Source organism: Psychromarinibacter sp. S121 (genome assembly GCF_049801035.1).
Taxonomy (GTDB): domain Bacteria; phylum Pseudomonadota; class Alphaproteobacteria; order Rhodobacterales; family Rhodobacteraceae; genus Psychromarinibacter.
Genome location: NZ_JBNAGE010000003.1, coordinates 481,045 through 495,757, shown reverse-complemented (window position 1 = coordinate 495,757; position 14,713 = coordinate 481,045). Strand labels below are relative to the sequence as shown.

Below are 14,713 nucleotides of genomic sequence, written 5' to 3'. Positions count from 1 at the left end.
TGGGCAAGGCGCTTGCGGCGCCGCCTGCGCGCAAGGATCGGGTGGACCGTTGTAGCCACCGTTGTAATCCCCGTTGAATTGCGGGCGATCCGGAGAAAAATTTTACCTGAAGGTCAAAAAGCTGCGGCGAGCCGTTAAAAAGCGAGGTTTTCTGCCTGTTTCACAGGCACAGCGCGAACGTATCGACCTTCCTGCCGGGATGGTCTACGGTCTCGCTGACGCCGGATTCCCGCCGCAGCCCATCGCCCCTTGCCCTCCAGCCTCGCCCGCATTCGCCCCGCGGACCCGGTCTCGACGACATTCGCGACACGCGACGGACAGTCACGGCCCGCCCCGAATTGCGCGGCCTCTTCCCGGCCCGCGGGAGATGACAAAGATGACAGATCAGACCGCCCCGGCCCGGGACGCCGCAGACCCGCGCCAGTTCCGCCGCACGAACAGCGTCGACCGCAAGCAGGGGCTGGGCGCGATCGCGCGGATCACACGCATGTGCCTGAAGTATCCGCGCCGGGTGGCGCTTTCGATGCTGGCGACGGTCGCGGCGGTGGCCATGCAGCTGTCGATCCCGATGATCCTTGGCCGCGCCGTGGACGCGACGCAGGCGATGGCGGGCGACGGCGCCGATACCCGCGCGCTGGTGCTGATCGCGCTGACGCTGATGATTGCCTCGGTCCTGCGCGGGCTGTTCACGCTGGTGCAGAACTACACGGCGGAATCCGTGGGTCACGCGCTGGCGCAAGACCTGCGCAACGCGATCTATGACAAGATCCAGCGTCTGCCGTTCTCGTTTCACGACCGCACCCATTCGGGCGACCTGATCACCGTCGGGATGCTCGATCTGGAAGGGGTGCGGATGTATTTCTCGACCGCGCTGGTCCGGACCGTGCTGCTGGCGCTGCTGATCGGCATCGGCGCGTTCATGCTGCTGTCGACCGACGTGGTGCTGGGTTTGCTGGCCCTGTCCTTCGTGCCCTTCGCGGCGTGGCGCAGTTCGGTCATGCAACTGACCCTGCGCCGCACGTGGCTGGTGTTGCAGGAGAAGCTCGGCGTCCTGAGCCAGGTTATGGAAGAGAACCTCGCCGGTATCCGCGTCGTCCGGGCCTTTGCCGCCGCCGATCACGAGATGGCGAAATTCGACCGCGCCTCGAAGACCGCGCTGGAACTCAGCCATGAACGGGTCACTGTCCGGGTGACCAACACCTCGGTGATGACGCTGGCCTTCTTCACCGCGATGGGGCTGGTGCTGCTGGTGGGCGGTCGTCAGGTGGCGAACGGGTCGATCACGGTCGGCACGCTGGCGACCTTCCTGACCTTCATGACGATCCTCCAGATGCCGGTTCGCCAGCTTGGCCTGATGGTCAACGCCTACGCCCGTGCCTCGACCTGCGGCGCGCGGCTGTTTGCGTTGATCGACATGCCGATGGAAGTCGACGATGCCCCCGGCGCGAAGCCGCTGGACATCACCGAAGGTACGTTGACGCTGGACAACGTGGGTTTCTCCTATGCCGGCTCGGGTGACCGCCGCGCGGTGTCGGGGATCAGCTTCAGCGCGAAACGGGGCGAGACCATCGGCATCGTCGGCGCACCGGGATCCGGCAAGACGACGCTGATGCACCTGCTGCCACGGTTCTATGACCCGACCGAGGGGGCGATCCGCATCGACGGGCAGGACCTGCGCGACGTGACGCTGTCCTCGGTCCGGCAGGCGGTGGCAGTGGTCCAGCAGGACAGCTTCCTGTTCACGACCTCGATCGAGAACAACATCGCCTATGCCGAACCCTATACGCAGGACGGCCGCATCCGGGGCGTCGCCGAGTCGGCGCAGCTGCACGACTATGTGCTGGGCCTGCCCCGCAAGTACGACACCATCGTCGGCGAGCGCGGCGTCTCGCTGTCGGGCGGCCAGCGGCAGCGGCTGTCCATCGCGCGCACGCTGATGACCGAGCCCGCGGTGCTGATCTTCGACGACTCGACGGCCGCCATCGACGCGGGCACCGAAAGCCGCATCCGGGCGGCGATGAAGGACTATGCCAAGGACCGCGTGACGCTGATCGTGGCGCACCGGCTGGCGTCGCTGATGCATGCGGACCGGATCATCTTCCTTGAGGACGGCAAGGTCGTCGAACAGGGAACCCACGAGGAACTGCTGGCCCTCGGCGGCCGGTACACCGCCCTGCACGATCTTCAGATGCGCCCCGAAGGCGATGTGCTGGACGAGATGGAGACGACCCGATGAGCCCGACCCGCACCGGCGAACCCCGCGACCCGCACGACGACGGCCGCCCGCGCATGCGGGCCGTGGTCGGCTCGGACCGTATCGAGGAAGAGATTTTCGGCCGCGCCTTCGACGGCAAGGTCGTGCGGCGGATCTGGGCTTTCGTCGAGCCCTATCGCAGCCGCGTCTGGATCGCGGTGACGGCGGTGATCATCTTCACCCTGTCGCAGCTGTCGATCCCGCTGTTGATCCGCTTCGCCATCGACCACGGCATGGCCGCCGACGCAGCTCCGGGCACGCTGACGCTGATCGTGGCGCTGTTCGCGCTGGCGATCGTGATCAACTTCATCGCCTCGCTGGTGCAGGAACGCGTGACGGGCCGGATGGCCGAGAACGTGCTGTTCGACATTCGGCGCAAGATGTTCGCCCACCTGCAGCGCGTGTCGCTGTCCTTCATGGACAAGACCGAGGTCGGCCGCCTGATGTCGCGGTTGCAGGGCGATGTGAACTCGATGCAGGAATTCCTTGAGACGTCGATCATGTCGGTGGGCGACCTGCTGCTGCTGGTGGGCATCGTCGTGGTGATGCTGTGGCTCGACTGGCAACTGGCGGCGATGGTTCTGCTGGCGCTGCCGATCCTGTTCGGTGTGCGCGTGCTGTGGCTGTCCAAGGCGCGTGCCGCATTCATGGCCGCGCACGAGGCGAACTCGGTCACCAACGGCGCGCTGGCCGAGGCGATCCACGGCGTCCGCGCGGTTCAGGCGATGGACCGCGCCACGCTGAACGCCAAGCTGTACGGCGAACTGGTCCAGACGAACTACAACGCGCACCTGCGCGCCTCGCGGCTGGCGCAGATCATGATCCCTATCGTCGACAGCCTTACCGGTATCGCGATGGCGGTGGTTGTCGTGGCGGGCGGCCTGATGGTCGTGTCGGGCCGGATCGAGGTTGGCGTGATGGTCGCCTTCCTGTTCTACATCCAGCGGTTCTTCGACCCGATCCGGTCACTGACCATGCAGTACTCGGTGATGCAGCGCGCCATGGCGTCGGGCCACCGCCTGACCGAGGTGCTGGACGTCGAGGTGTCGGTGGAAGACGCCCCCGACGCGGTGCCGCTGACCAAGGCCGACGACGGCTCGGTCGAGTTCCGGAACGTGACATTCGGCTATAACCCGAAACACCCGGTGCTGAAGGACGTGTCGTTCAAGGTGAAATCCGGCGAGACGGTCGCGCTGGTCGGTCCCACCGGGTCGGGCAAGTCGTCGTCGATGTCGCTGATCCACCGGTTCTACGATGTGCAGGACGGCGCCGTGCTCGTCGGCGGCAAAGACGTGCGGGACGTCACGCAGGAAAGCCTTGGCCGCCACATCGCGATGGTCTTGCAAGAGCCTTACCTATTCACCGGCACCGTGATGGACAACATCCGCTATTCGTCGCACTGGGCATCGGACGACGACGTGATCGAGGCAACCAAGGCCGTGGGCGCGCATGACTTCGTGGCTGCCCTGCCCCAAGGGTATGACACGATGCTGGAAGAGCGCGGGTCGAACCTGTCCTTGGGCCAGCGGCAGCTTCTGTCCTTCGCCCGCGCACTGGTGGCGGATGCCAAGATCCTTGTGCTGGACGAAGCGACCGCCAACATCGACAGCTATACCGAGATGCTGATCCAGAAGGCGTTGCAGAAGCTTCTCGAGGGGCGCACCGGGCTGGTGATCGCGCACCGGCTGGCGACCATCCGCAACGCGGACAGGATCGTCGTATTGCAGCAGGGTACGCTGATCGAGGAAGGCAACCACGAGGCGCTGATGGCGCAGAAGGGTCTGTATTCGAAGCTCTATTCGCTGAACTACGCGAGCTTCGACGATCTGCCGGATGATCTTTCGGATGCGGATCGGGCAATGGCGACGTGAGGATGGTGAGTTAATCCGCCAGCGCGCCGATCACGGCGCGCATCCGGACATCGCCGGGCCGCAGTGCGGTCGGGCGCTGCCCGGCGGCGCTTTGCGCCATTGTTCCGGGCGGGCCCTCGCATCTTTCAGTGCACCGCGCTCTCTACCTTCTCACGGTGCCAGTAGTTTGACGCCTTCAGGTTCTCGCCGGGATGATCCAGCGCTTCCATCCGGGCGCGCGCCTTCGCCACGTCACCTGCCTCGGCCGCGACGAAGACGAAGCCCTCGCCTTCGGGCAGTTCTTCAAGCGTGTCGAGGTAACCTCCCAGCGTCTGGCCCCGGTCGCGGCACAGCCACAGCACGGTAAGGTCGGCGTCGGTGTCGAAACGCTGGATCTCGCTCGCGTCCGCGACCTCGATGATCGCTTCGATGCGGGTGTCGTCCGGCAGTTCCTCGATCCGGCGCGCGATGGCCGGAAGCGCGGTGGCGTCGCCGATCAGCAGGTGCCAGTCGGCGGTTCCCTCGACCACGAAGGACCCGCGCGGGCCGCCGACGCCCAGCATGTCACCGGGCTTGGCCTGCGCGGCCCAAGGACCGGCGGTGCCCTCGTCATGCAGCACGAAGTCAAGCGTCAGCCGCCCCGCCTCGGCATCGAACGCGCGCGGGGTAAAGTCTCGCATCTCCGGCGCCTCTCCGGGCCATTCCAGCCCGCGCTCGCCGCGCGTGGGGGTGGGGAGGTCCTGTCCCGGGCGCGGGAAGAACAGTTTCACATGGTCGTCGAACCCCAGCGAGACAAAGCCCCTGAGATCGGGCGTCTCCACCACGATCCGGGCCATGCCGGGCGTAATGCGGGTGTTCGAGACGACGGTCGCCCGGCGAAAACGGATTTCATGCCGGACGCGGCGTGTAGTTATGGGCATATCTGTGCCTTTCGCGGATTTGATATCTGGCTGGCAGCGGGCCGAAGCGGCCTCCGCGTTGCTTGCCGGTGTGGCGTGATACGACCGGTCGGATAATTTCCGTCGCCAGTCGCGAGAATTTCACGCGGCACCACGTTTGAAGTTAGCGCTATCGACCGGATGTTCAACCGGCCAGCGCTTCTGCCCCGCCCCGCACCAGAAGGATCACGGACAGCGCGAACAGCAGGGTCTGGATGATCCGCATGTAGGTCGCTTCTGGCATCAGCCGTACCAGCCAGCGGCCGACGAAGGTGCCGCCGACGCCCGCCACCGTCAGCCCTGCGATCAGCCACCAGTTCAGCCCGTCGAACTGGCCGATGGCCCAGTAGGCCGGAAGCTTCACAAGATTGCCGATAGCGAAGCTGATCGCGACGGTTCCGGCGAATTCCAGCTTGGGCAGCTTTTGCGGCAACAGGAAAGCCTGCGACGGCGGCGCGCCCGAATGGGTGATGAAACTGGCGATACCGGTGATCGTGCCCCAGAACAGCCCCGGCAGCACATGGGCCTCGGCTTTCTCGTCGCTGCCCCGCTTCACCCAAGCCCGCCAGCAGTACCAAAGACCGATTGCACCGGTGAAGATCAGCAGCGCGGCTTCCGAGGTGTAAGGCGTCACCAGCGTGGCGACACCCACGCCCAGAACGATGGCGGGCGTCAGGATCAGAAGGTTCCGCTTCGAGAAACTCTTGCGGTACAGCCAGACGCCGATCCAGTCCGTCACAACGTAGACCGGCAACAGGATCGCGGCCGCGCGGACCGGGTTCATGAAAAGGGCAAGCATCGGCACCGCGATGGCGGCGGCAGATGCCAGCCCCCCTTTCGAGGCGCCCACGACAAGCGCCGCGAAGTAGAGCAGGATCGTATCGGTCATTCGGAAAGGTCTTTGCACAATGTCGCGCGGGGTCGGTGACCGCCCCCGCGCGGAGGCGTCAGGCGCCCGCGTCGGTCAGCCGCGACAGGTCCTCGGCCGACAGCTTCAGCTCTGCCGCCTTCGCGAAGCTTTCGACCTGCGCCACGCTGGTGGCAGAGGCGATCGGCGCGGTCACGCCCTCGCGCGCAATGATCCACGCAAGCGCGACTTCGGCCGGCTTGGCGCCATGCGCGCCCGCCACGTCTTCCAGCACGTCCAGAATGCGCAAGCCGCGGTCGTTCAGGTATTTCTCGACCATACCGCCGCGCTGACGCCCCTCGAGATCCGCTTTCGAGCGGTACTTGCCAGACAGGAAACCCGCCGCGAGGCTGAAGTAGGTCACAACACCGATATCGTTCTTCATACACAATTCGCGCAGACCGCCGTCCAGCGCGTCGCGGTCGTAAAGATTGTATTCCGGCTGGATCACCTGATAGGCGGGCAACCCCTCGGCCTTTGACGCCTCGAGCGCGGCGGTCAGAAGCGCCACGTCGTAGTTCGAAGCGCCGATGGCCTTGATCTTGCCGGCCTTCAGCAGCTTGTCGTACGCGCCCAGCGTTTCGGCGTGGGTGACCTCTGAATCCGGCCAGTGCGAGAAATACAGGTCGACATAATCGGCACCGAGCCGCGCCAGCGACTTGTCGGCGGCCTTCAGGATCCACGCCTCGGACAGGCCCTTCTCGCCCGGGCCGCCCATGTCGCTGCCGACCTTGGTGAACAGCTTCACCTTGTCGCGCATGCCGGGGCGCGCCTTGAACCAGTTGCCGAGAACCTCTTCGGATTCGCCGCCCGTGTGCCCCTCGGCCCAGGCCGAGTAGACGTCGGCGGTGTCGATCGCGTCGAAGCCGTGGTCGACGAAAGCGTCGAGCACGCGGAAGCTTTCGGCTTCATCGGCGGTCCAGCCCAGCACGTTGCCGCCGAACACGATGGGCGCGATGTCGAAACCGGTGGTTCCCAGTGTCCTCTTGTCCATGATCTTTCTCCTGTTTTGTCCGGGCCGGCCAAGCCAAGGGCGGCCGCATCCCGTCTTCGGTCCAGTTAGCGCCCGACACTCCGATGCAACCCGCGAGAGGGCGCAAACCATGTTTGTGCCAGCGGCATACCTTTCCCGATCCACACGAGGAGATTGCGCGCCGGTGTCGGATTCACCCGGACTTAACCCGCATGGGCATAACGTTCCGCGCGGGGCTACGACCGGAGGAATTGGGATGCTGCGTGACAATACGGCGGCCATGGCGCTGCATGAATTCAACGGGGCGGGCAACGCGCCACCGGCAGTTCTGATCCTTGACGACCAGGAAATAGACCGCCTTCGCCTGCGCCGGGTCTGCGGCAAGGCCGGGCTTCAACCCGACTATTCCGAGGCCGCGACGCTGGAACAGTTTCGCGCCGCGCTGGACCGGCAGGCGTATCAGGTGATCTTTCTCGACTACCACCTTGGGATGGAAACCGGGTTGGACGGCCTGAAAATCGCGAAGGACCATGCGCTTCAGCGCGACGCGATCCTGATCATGGTGACCAGCGTCGGCCAGCACGACGTGATCATCGAGGCGATGCGCTCTGGCTGCTCGGACTATATCATCAAGGAAGAACTTGGCCCCGAGATGCTGCGCAAGGCGATCACCGGCGCGTTCGAGCGGCGCATTCTGCTGGCCGCGCTGGCGGGCAACCAGCAGGTCGGCGAACTTGGCGCAGCGCTGCAAAGCTTTCTGACCTCCAGCGCGCCGGAACTGCAATCCATCCTGACCGAGATGATGCATGGTGTCTGGCGCATCCGGAACAGCGCCGGAACAGACCCGGAAACGCGCAAGGACACGCTGGTGGTCACCCGCTCTTGCGGCGAACTCGCGCGCTTTCTCGACGAACTGAAGTCCATCGCGGACGGCACCCCTTCGCTTTCGGGTCAATCAGACCGGCACGCCGGGGGGTGACCACGCATGAGACTGCACATCAAGATCATTCTGTTGGGCGTGATCTCAACGGTTTTCGTGTCCATCCTGTTCGCGCTGATGTCGTTCCACTATGTCCGGGTTCAGGGCGACGAAGAGGCGCGGCGCTATCTTCGTGCGACCGCCGCCCTGTATTCCGAACAGATCGAGGACTCGCTGCGCCGGATGGAGCGTGACGCACGAAGCCTCTCTGGAACCCCTCCGATCTCCGGCCTGATCCGTGCCATGCGCGCACCGGACGGGCTCGACCCCCATGACGGCACCTCGGCGGCCCTGTGGCGGGCGCGGCTGGTGCAGATCTTTCGCGCCGTGCTTCGGAACACGACGCATTTCACGCAGATCCGCTATATCGGAATGGAAGACAACTGGACCGAACTGGTCCGGGTCGACCGAACCGTCTCTGGTGTGCATGTCGTTCCGCTGGCAGAGATGCAGGCCAAGGGAAACGAGCCGTATCTCGCCCCGCTGCAACGCGCCCCGATGTCCGAGGGGTATTTTTCTGACGTGACGCTGAACCGCGAACACGGGCGCGATGTCGGCCCGGCAACCATCCGGTACGTCGTACCGGTATTCGATGCCGAGGGCGCGCTGTTCGGGGCCCTGGTGATCAACGCCGACTATGAAAAGCTGCTGCGCTCCGCGGCCCCCAGCCTTGGCGCGGACTTCACCGTCACCGCGGTGACCAGTGCGCTTGACCACATGACTTGGGACGCGACCGGCGTGTCGCCCCTGCAGTTCCACAGCGAAGCCGGTTGGACACCGCCACCACATGCGGCGTTGCTTGATGGCCCCGCCGGACGGCTTGTAGTGGCGGACGAAGCCGCGGTTGTCACCGTCCCCGTGTTCGAACGCCGCCCCGACCGCCCGTTCACATTGCATATCCAGACGGCCCTTCCGCTGTCGGTGCTCCGGTTGCCGGCCCAGCGCGTCTTTACGCTGGAAATCGCGGCAGGGGCGATCGTGACCGTTTTGGCCGGATTGTTGTCCTATCTCCTCGGTCGCCAGTTGACGATGCCGCTGCGCACCCTTTCCGAAGCGATCCGGTCGTACCGCGTTTCCGGCACGCCCCTTCCCGATCTGCCGGCGGGACGCGACGAGGTCGGCGAACTCGCCCGCGCGTTCCAAAGCATGGCGGACGATTTGATCCGCGAAAGCGCCAGATCGAAAGCGATGGTTCACGGCGTCGCCGACGCCATTTTCTCGGTCGATGCGAAAGGTCGCATCGAAGAAGCGAACCCCGTCGCGCTGGAGCTGTTCGGCTATTCCCGCGACGAACTGATCGGACAGGAACTGTCGATGCTTGTCCCGGAAGAGATCCGCGCCGCTCATCGCGGCTATGTGCGCGAGGCCGTGGTGCCGACCCGCCGCAAGATGGGCTTCAACCGCGCCATCAGTGGTGTGCGCAAGGACGGAAGCCGCATCCCGCTGGAAATCACGATCAGTCGGGCCGTCTACGACGGCGCCACGCATTTCATCGGTGTCGTGCACGACATCTCGGAACGTGTGGAAAGCCGCCGGATGCAGTCGTTGATCGAAGCGCTGTCGCGCTCGAACGAGGAACTCGACCGTTTCGCCTTTGTCGCATCGCACGACCTGAAAGCGCCGTTGCGCGTGATCGACAACGCCTCGCGCTGGCTGGAAGAAGACCTTGCAGAGCACATGACGGACGACACTCGCGAGAGCATGACCATGCTGCGCAACCGCGTCGCGCGGATGGAGCGTCTGCTGGATGACCTGTTGCTGCATTCGCGCATCGGGCGGGTGCCCGTCGCGTCGCAGGTCGTCACCGGGGCCGAACTGGAACAGTCCCTGCGAGAACTGATCGACCTGCCGGACGGGTTCCGCTTTGAGACCGGCGAGGCGCTGGCCGGGATTTCGCTGCCCCGCATGCCGGTGCAGGCGGTGCTTTTGAACCTTGTCAGCAACGCCATCAAGCACCACGACCGCGACACTGGGCTGGTGCGGCTGGACGTTACCGAAACCCATGAGGGGTTCGAGTTCACGGTGACGGACGACGGCCCCGGCATCCCGCCCGAGTACCACGAGAAAGTGTTCGAGCTGTTCCAGACGCTGCGCCCCCGCGACGTGGTCGAAGGCAGCGGCATGGGCCTTGCCATGGTTCGCAAACACGCCGAGGTCGCAGGCGGCAGCATCACGGTGGACTCTGACGGAACCCGTGGCACGCGCTTTCGCCTGATCTGGCCCCGTGTGCCGCAAACCGGGACACTCGCGGCATGAGGGGCGGCGGCGACGTTCTGGACCGCCCGCTGTGCATCGTCCTGGTCGAGGATGACGACGGCGATGCAAAGGCGGTGACCCGCGCCTTCGCCGGACTTGGCGAGGACTGCTCGATCTTCCGCGTTCGCGACGGGGTCGAGGCGCTTGCCCTTCTGCGCGGCGAAAGCGGTCGCGCCCCCCGCACCTATGTTCTGATCGCGGACCTGAACCTGCCACGGATGGGCGGGATCGAACTGCTGCGCACGATCCGCGACGACCCAGACCTGCGGCGCGCGGTGGCCTTCGTGATGACCACCAGCGCGGACGACCGCGACATGCAGGCCGCGTATGCTTATCACGCGGCCGGCTATATTCTGAAACAGAACGCGGGCCGGGATTTCGGCAGGCTGGTCGCGGCGATCGACCGCTTCTGGCGGCTTGTCGAACTGCCCGACATGCGCGGCGCATCGGGAGAGTAAGATGACCCGGTTGAACATCCTTATCGTCGATGACGACGACGCCGACCGCAAGATGATCCGCCGGCTGATCGACGCAAGCGGGCTGGACGTCACCATCCACGAGGCCGGCTGCCGGGCGGACATGCTGGCTTTGCGCCCGCCGGTGGTCGATGCGATCTTCCTGGACTACCGGCTGCCCGACGCGGACGGGCTGGAACTGGTGACGCCGGCACTAGACCGGTGGCCGCGCTGCGCGGTGATCCTGGTTACGGGTCAGGGGGACGAGGACCTCGCCAAGTCCGCGATCCTGCAAGGCGCGACGGACTACATTCCGAAGCGGTCGCTAAGTGCGAACGCGGTGACGCGGATGCTAGAGAACAGCGTGCAGGCGGCGCGCCTGCGCTGGCAGATCGAAGAACAGCGGACCGAGCTGGAGCTGTTCTCGGACACGCTTGTGCATGACCTGAAGGCCCCGATCCGGGCGGTCGCCTTCTTCGGCGATCAGGCGGAGGAGGACCTGAACAACGGTGACATCGACGCCGCGCGCGAGGCGATCGATTTCGTCCAGAGGGCGAACCGGCAGATGCGCAACCTGATCGACTGCCTTGCCGATCACATCCGAAACGACCGCGTGCAGGTCACCGAAAATGTCAGCCTTTCAACGCTTGTGTCCGAAGCGACGACCGCGCTGACGGGCGAGATTGCGGAAAGCGATGCCAGCGTCGCGGTGCAGAACGGCGACCTGCATCTGCGATGCATCCGCCCGCAGATCGTGCAACTGCTGCAAAACCTGATCGGCAACGCGATAAAATACGCGGGCGCGGCGCGGCCCGAGATCTCGATTTCGGCCACCGCGGAGGACGGCGTGACCCATCTTGTCGTCGCGGACAACGGCGTCGGCATCGACGAAGGCTATCGCACCCGCATATTCGAGCCGTTCCGCCGGATCGACGGCACCAACCGTCCCGCGGGAACCGGGCTTGGTCTGGCCACCTGCCGCAAGATCGCGCTGCGCCATGCCGGCCACATCTGGTGCGCGCCTGATCCCGGGGGCGGCAGCCAGTTTCACGTCCTGCTGGGGCAGGTTCCGGTTCCGATCTCGTCCCCGCCCGTGGCGGCGGTCGTGCCGCGCAGCCACGTGGCCTGACCGGATGGGGGGCACGCAGCAATTCCGCCGCTCGCCAGACATCCTTGTGGTCGAGGATTCCGCGCTGGACCGCGAGATGATGCGCCGTGTTCTGGCAAAGCACCCCGCGGGTCACGAATTCCTGTTCGTGGACACCGTCGCGCGCGCCCGCGAGACCGTCGCGAAGTGCCGCGTCCGCATGATCTTTCTGGACAACACGCTGCCGGACGGACATGGCGCGAACCTTGCCGTCGAACTGAACGACGCGGCCGCGCATCGCAATATTCCCGTGATCCTTGTCAGCGACTGGCCGTCGCCGTTCATGTACGCCAAGGCCAAGTCGCCCAATGTCCGCGAGATCTGGCGCAAGGAAGAGTTCGATTTGGACAACGTCAGCCGGGTAATCGGCGAACAGATGCGGCCCGGTCTGTGCTGACAGGTGACAACTCTCCCACCGCCCGCAGATGGAACCGATAGCGGAAACCCAGGGCAACGGAGCGGTCGCCATCCCGCCCACTGTCGACCCGGCGTGGACCGGCCGTGCCCGTACTTGCCCCGCTCTCCCGGCGCGGCACTTCGTGTCGCCCCGGACTCCGCCGCGAGGGGATCGCGCTGCCGTTAACTGTTTGTAAACCCCTGCGGTTCTACCACCTTGGCATGACAGTCGAGACACCGTGGAGAGGTCGCAAATGAAGGATGTTGTCCCGTCACCTGCCGCCAGAGCGATCATTCACCTGACACGGCCGGACGGTCCGGACGAGAGGCATTTTGTCGTCGACAGCATCAACGTCAGTTCCTTGGAAATGACCCTGACCCTGTCGAAGCTCAAGCAACGCACCTTCGCCGAAGCGGTCAATCCCGAGATCGTGCGATCCGTGCTGGCGCATATGGGCGAGCGGCACGGCGAGCTGGTGTCCTTCCCGGATATCGAGATCGTGTCAGACGACCTTGTCGCGCGGGGCCTGCGGGTGATGACCCGCGTGTCTTCGGCGGGCGAACTTCGGGTCGCCGTGCATGTCGAACGGATCTATTCCTCGTGGTACTCGCTGCTGCAAGAACCCAACCGCCCCCGCACGCTGGAGGATTTTTCCGACTACGTTGCGGTCCGGGCGTTGTTTGATGTTGTTCTGCCTTGCCTGAACGTCGCCTCGGTCAGTCCCGTGCTGTGGGGCGACGACGGGCAGAAACTGACCGCGCTGTCGTCGCGGATCGGCGAAGCGGTCGCCGACCTCGGCTTTTATTCCGAACTGATCATGCGACACATCCGCGAGAAGGAAGACCGGGGCGGCGCGGCGGCCTGTCTCCTATCTGGATTGCGCCGATCCCTGACCGCGCGGTAGTCCCTCAGGCCTCTACCCCGGCGGCGGACAGTTTCTCGAACAGGCGCGCCACGGCTTCCGCGCCCGGATCGACATGCCCGCGTAACTGGTCCGGATTGACATAGGCCGCCCGGCCCGCCTTGGCGCGCAGCATCTCTGCGGTGCTGTCCGCACCTTCGCGCGCCGCAGTCGCAGCGGCGGCAAGGTCTCCGTCGGCAAGGTGTTGCAGCGCGGGGTGCAGGGCATCCACCATCGTCCGGTCGCCCAGTTCGGCGCCGCCGACCTCTTGCATCCGGTCCAGCCCAGCCTTCAGCGCCTCGCGGATCGGCATGCCACTGGACGCGGCGTCACCGGCGGCGGCGAAGAAAATCGCCAGCAACACGCCCGAAGACCCGCCCATGGTCTGGCTCAGTTCCTGACCGATGGCGCGGTACAGCTGGGTGTGATCCGCAAGCGGAAGGTCGTCCATCGCATGGACCAGCGCCCGCGCGGCGGTCGCCAGCGTGGTGCCGGTGTCGCCGTCACCGGTCCGGGCATCAAGGGTGTTCAGATCGGCCTCGCAGGCGATCAGGATTTCGCAGCACCGGGTCAGGAAGGCGCGGGTCGCGGGATGATCCGACGGCAGCGGCTTGATCGGGCGCAGGCCGTCAGGCAGTTCGCGGATCTCGACGGGCGACAGGGCGCTGACGCCGGGCCATGCGGTCACGGGCGTTTCGGATTGCAGCGCTGCCAGTTCGTCGGCATCCGCCGGAAAGACCGAAACCGAGAAGCCGCGCATCTCAAGCGATGTCATCATCGCGGCGGGGCCGATGATGAATTTCAGCCGGTCCGCGATGGCGGAGTTCGCAAGCTCGTAGGCCAACACCTGCATTTCCAGCACCGACGCGCCGCCAAGGTTGTTCAGCAGCGCGACATGCGGCACGCCGGCGGGCATGTGGCCCGACAGCTTGTCGGCTACCATGCCGACCGCCGTGCGGGCGTCGATGTAGTCGACCTGTTCCACCCCGGCCTCGCCGTGGATGCCAAGGCCCAGCTCGGCCTTGCCCGGCGGGATGCGGTCTTCTTTCGGCACGCCCGGCACCATGCAGGTGTCAAGCGACATGCCGATGGACCGGACGCGGCTGATCACCTTCTCTGCCGCTGCCGTGACCGTGGCAAGGTCGGCGCCCCCCTCGGCCAGCGCGCCCGCGACCTTGTGCACCAGCAACGTGCCCGCGACACCGCGTGCCTGCGGCAAGTCGGGCAGCGCCACGTCGTCATCCACGATCACCATGCTGACGTTCAGACCGAAGGCCCGCGCCCGTTCCGCCGCGAGGCCGAAGTTCAGGCGATCGCCGGTGTAGTTCTTCACGATCAGCAGGCAGCCCGCCGGACCGGTGACCGCAAGTATGCCCGCAAGCACGGCGTCCACCGAGGGCGAGGCGAAGACGTCGCCGCAGATCGCAGCCGTCAGCATCCCCTGCCCCAGAAAGCCCGCGTGCGACGGTTCGTGCCCTGACCCGCCGCCCGAGACCAATGCCACTTTCGAGCGGTCCCAGTCGGTCCGCACCACCGCGCGAATATGCGGGTAGCCGTCCAGCCGCGCCAGCCTACCGCCGGAACAGGCGATCAGGCCGTCCACCGCCTCGTTAACGATGTCTTCCTTGCTGTTCATGAATAGGGTCATCGTCATCT

12 protein-coding genes are annotated in these 14,713 nt (G+C 65.6%); 8 read left to right on the top strand and 4 right to left on the bottom strand.

Features of this window, described 5'->3' with window-relative positions; translation table 11 throughout:
* Positions 1–376: 376 nt before the first annotated feature.
* Together ACP156_RS16145 and ACP156_RS16140 are read left to right on the top strand one after the other, a co-directional pair.
* On the top strand, positions 377–2,236 hold the full coding sequence (locus ACP156_RS16145; RefSeq protein ID WP_425052383.1) for an ABC transporter ATP-binding protein: 1,860 nt from the start codon (positions 377–379) through the stop codon (positions 2,234–2,236).
* Positions 2,233–4,125 (top strand): ABC transporter ATP-binding protein, encoded by a 1,893-nt coding sequence (locus ACP156_RS16140; RefSeq protein ID WP_425052382.1) that lies wholly within the window; start codon positions 2,233–2,235, stop codon positions 4,123–4,125. Before ACP156_RS16145 ends, ACP156_RS16140 begins: the two co-directional genes overlap by 4 nt.
* 125 nt (positions 4,126–4,250) lie before the next feature.
* Here ACP156_RS16140 and ACP156_RS16135 read toward each other — a convergent pair whose 3' ends face one another.
* The 3 genes from ACP156_RS16135 to ACP156_RS16125 all read right to left on the bottom strand — a co-directional run bounded on the left by ACP156_RS16135 (position 4,251) and on the right by ACP156_RS16125 (position 6,943).
* Positions 4,251–5,024, bottom strand: coding sequence for a siderophore-interacting protein (locus ACP156_RS16135; RefSeq protein WP_425052381.1), 774 nt, complete (start codon positions 5,022–5,024; stop codon positions 4,251–4,253).
* Between the two features lie 163 nt (positions 5,025–5,187).
* A complete protein-coding gene (locus ACP156_RS16130; RefSeq protein WP_425052380.1) occupies positions 5,188–5,931 on the bottom strand; it encodes a sulfite exporter TauE/SafE family protein in 744 nt (247 codons plus the stop codon).
* A gap of 58 nt (positions 5,932–5,989) precedes the next feature.
* Entirely contained in the window at positions 5,990–6,943 is a 954-nt protein-coding gene (locus ACP156_RS16125) for an aldo/keto reductase (RefSeq protein WP_425052379.1), read from the bottom strand.
* Between the two features lie 235 nt (positions 6,944–7,178).
* On the opposite strand from ACP156_RS16125, the gene ACP156_RS16120 reads away from it, so the two are divergent.
* The 6 genes from ACP156_RS16120 (at position 7,179) to ACP156_RS16095 (ending at position 13,060) form a co-directional block, all read left to right on the top strand.
* The gene (locus ACP156_RS16120; RefSeq protein ID WP_425052378.1) at positions 7,179–7,901 is read left to right on the top strand and encodes a response regulator; all 723 of its coding nucleotides are present in this window, start codon (positions 7,179–7,181) and stop codon (positions 7,899–7,901) included.
* Between the two features lie 6 nt (positions 7,902–7,907).
* On the top strand, positions 7,908–10,157 hold the full coding sequence (locus ACP156_RS16115) for a sensor histidine kinase (protein ID WP_425052377.1): 2,250 nt from the start codon (positions 7,908–7,910) through the stop codon (positions 10,155–10,157).
* Entirely contained in the window at positions 10,154–10,615 is a 462-nt protein-coding gene (locus tag ACP156_RS16110) for a response regulator (protein WP_425052376.1), read from the top strand. The genes ACP156_RS16115 and ACP156_RS16110 overlap by 4 nt, the downstream gene beginning before the upstream one ends.
* Position 10,616: 1 nt before the next feature.
* A complete protein-coding gene (locus ACP156_RS16105) occupies positions 10,617–11,741 on the top strand; it encodes a sensor histidine kinase (RefSeq protein ID WP_425052375.1) in 1,125 nt (374 codons plus the stop codon).
* A gap of 4 nt (positions 11,742–11,745) precedes the next feature.
* A complete protein-coding gene (locus tag ACP156_RS16100) occupies positions 11,746–12,156 on the top strand; it encodes a response regulator (RefSeq protein WP_425052374.1) in 411 nt (136 codons plus the stop codon).
* A gap of 253 nt (positions 12,157–12,409) precedes the next feature.
* A complete protein-coding gene (locus ACP156_RS16095) occupies positions 12,410–13,060 on the top strand; it encodes a hypothetical protein (protein ID WP_425052373.1) in 651 nt (216 codons plus the stop codon).
* A 4-nt stretch (positions 13,061–13,064) separates the two neighbouring features.
* Here the strand turns inward: ACP156_RS16095 and ACP156_RS16090 are convergent, their stop codons facing one another.
* Positions 13,065–14,705 (bottom strand): dihydroxyacetone kinase subunit DhaK, encoded by a 1,641-nt coding sequence (locus tag ACP156_RS16090; protein ID WP_425052372.1) that lies wholly within the window; start codon positions 14,703–14,705, stop codon positions 13,065–13,067.
* Between the last annotated feature and the right edge of the window lie 8 nt (positions 14,706–14,713).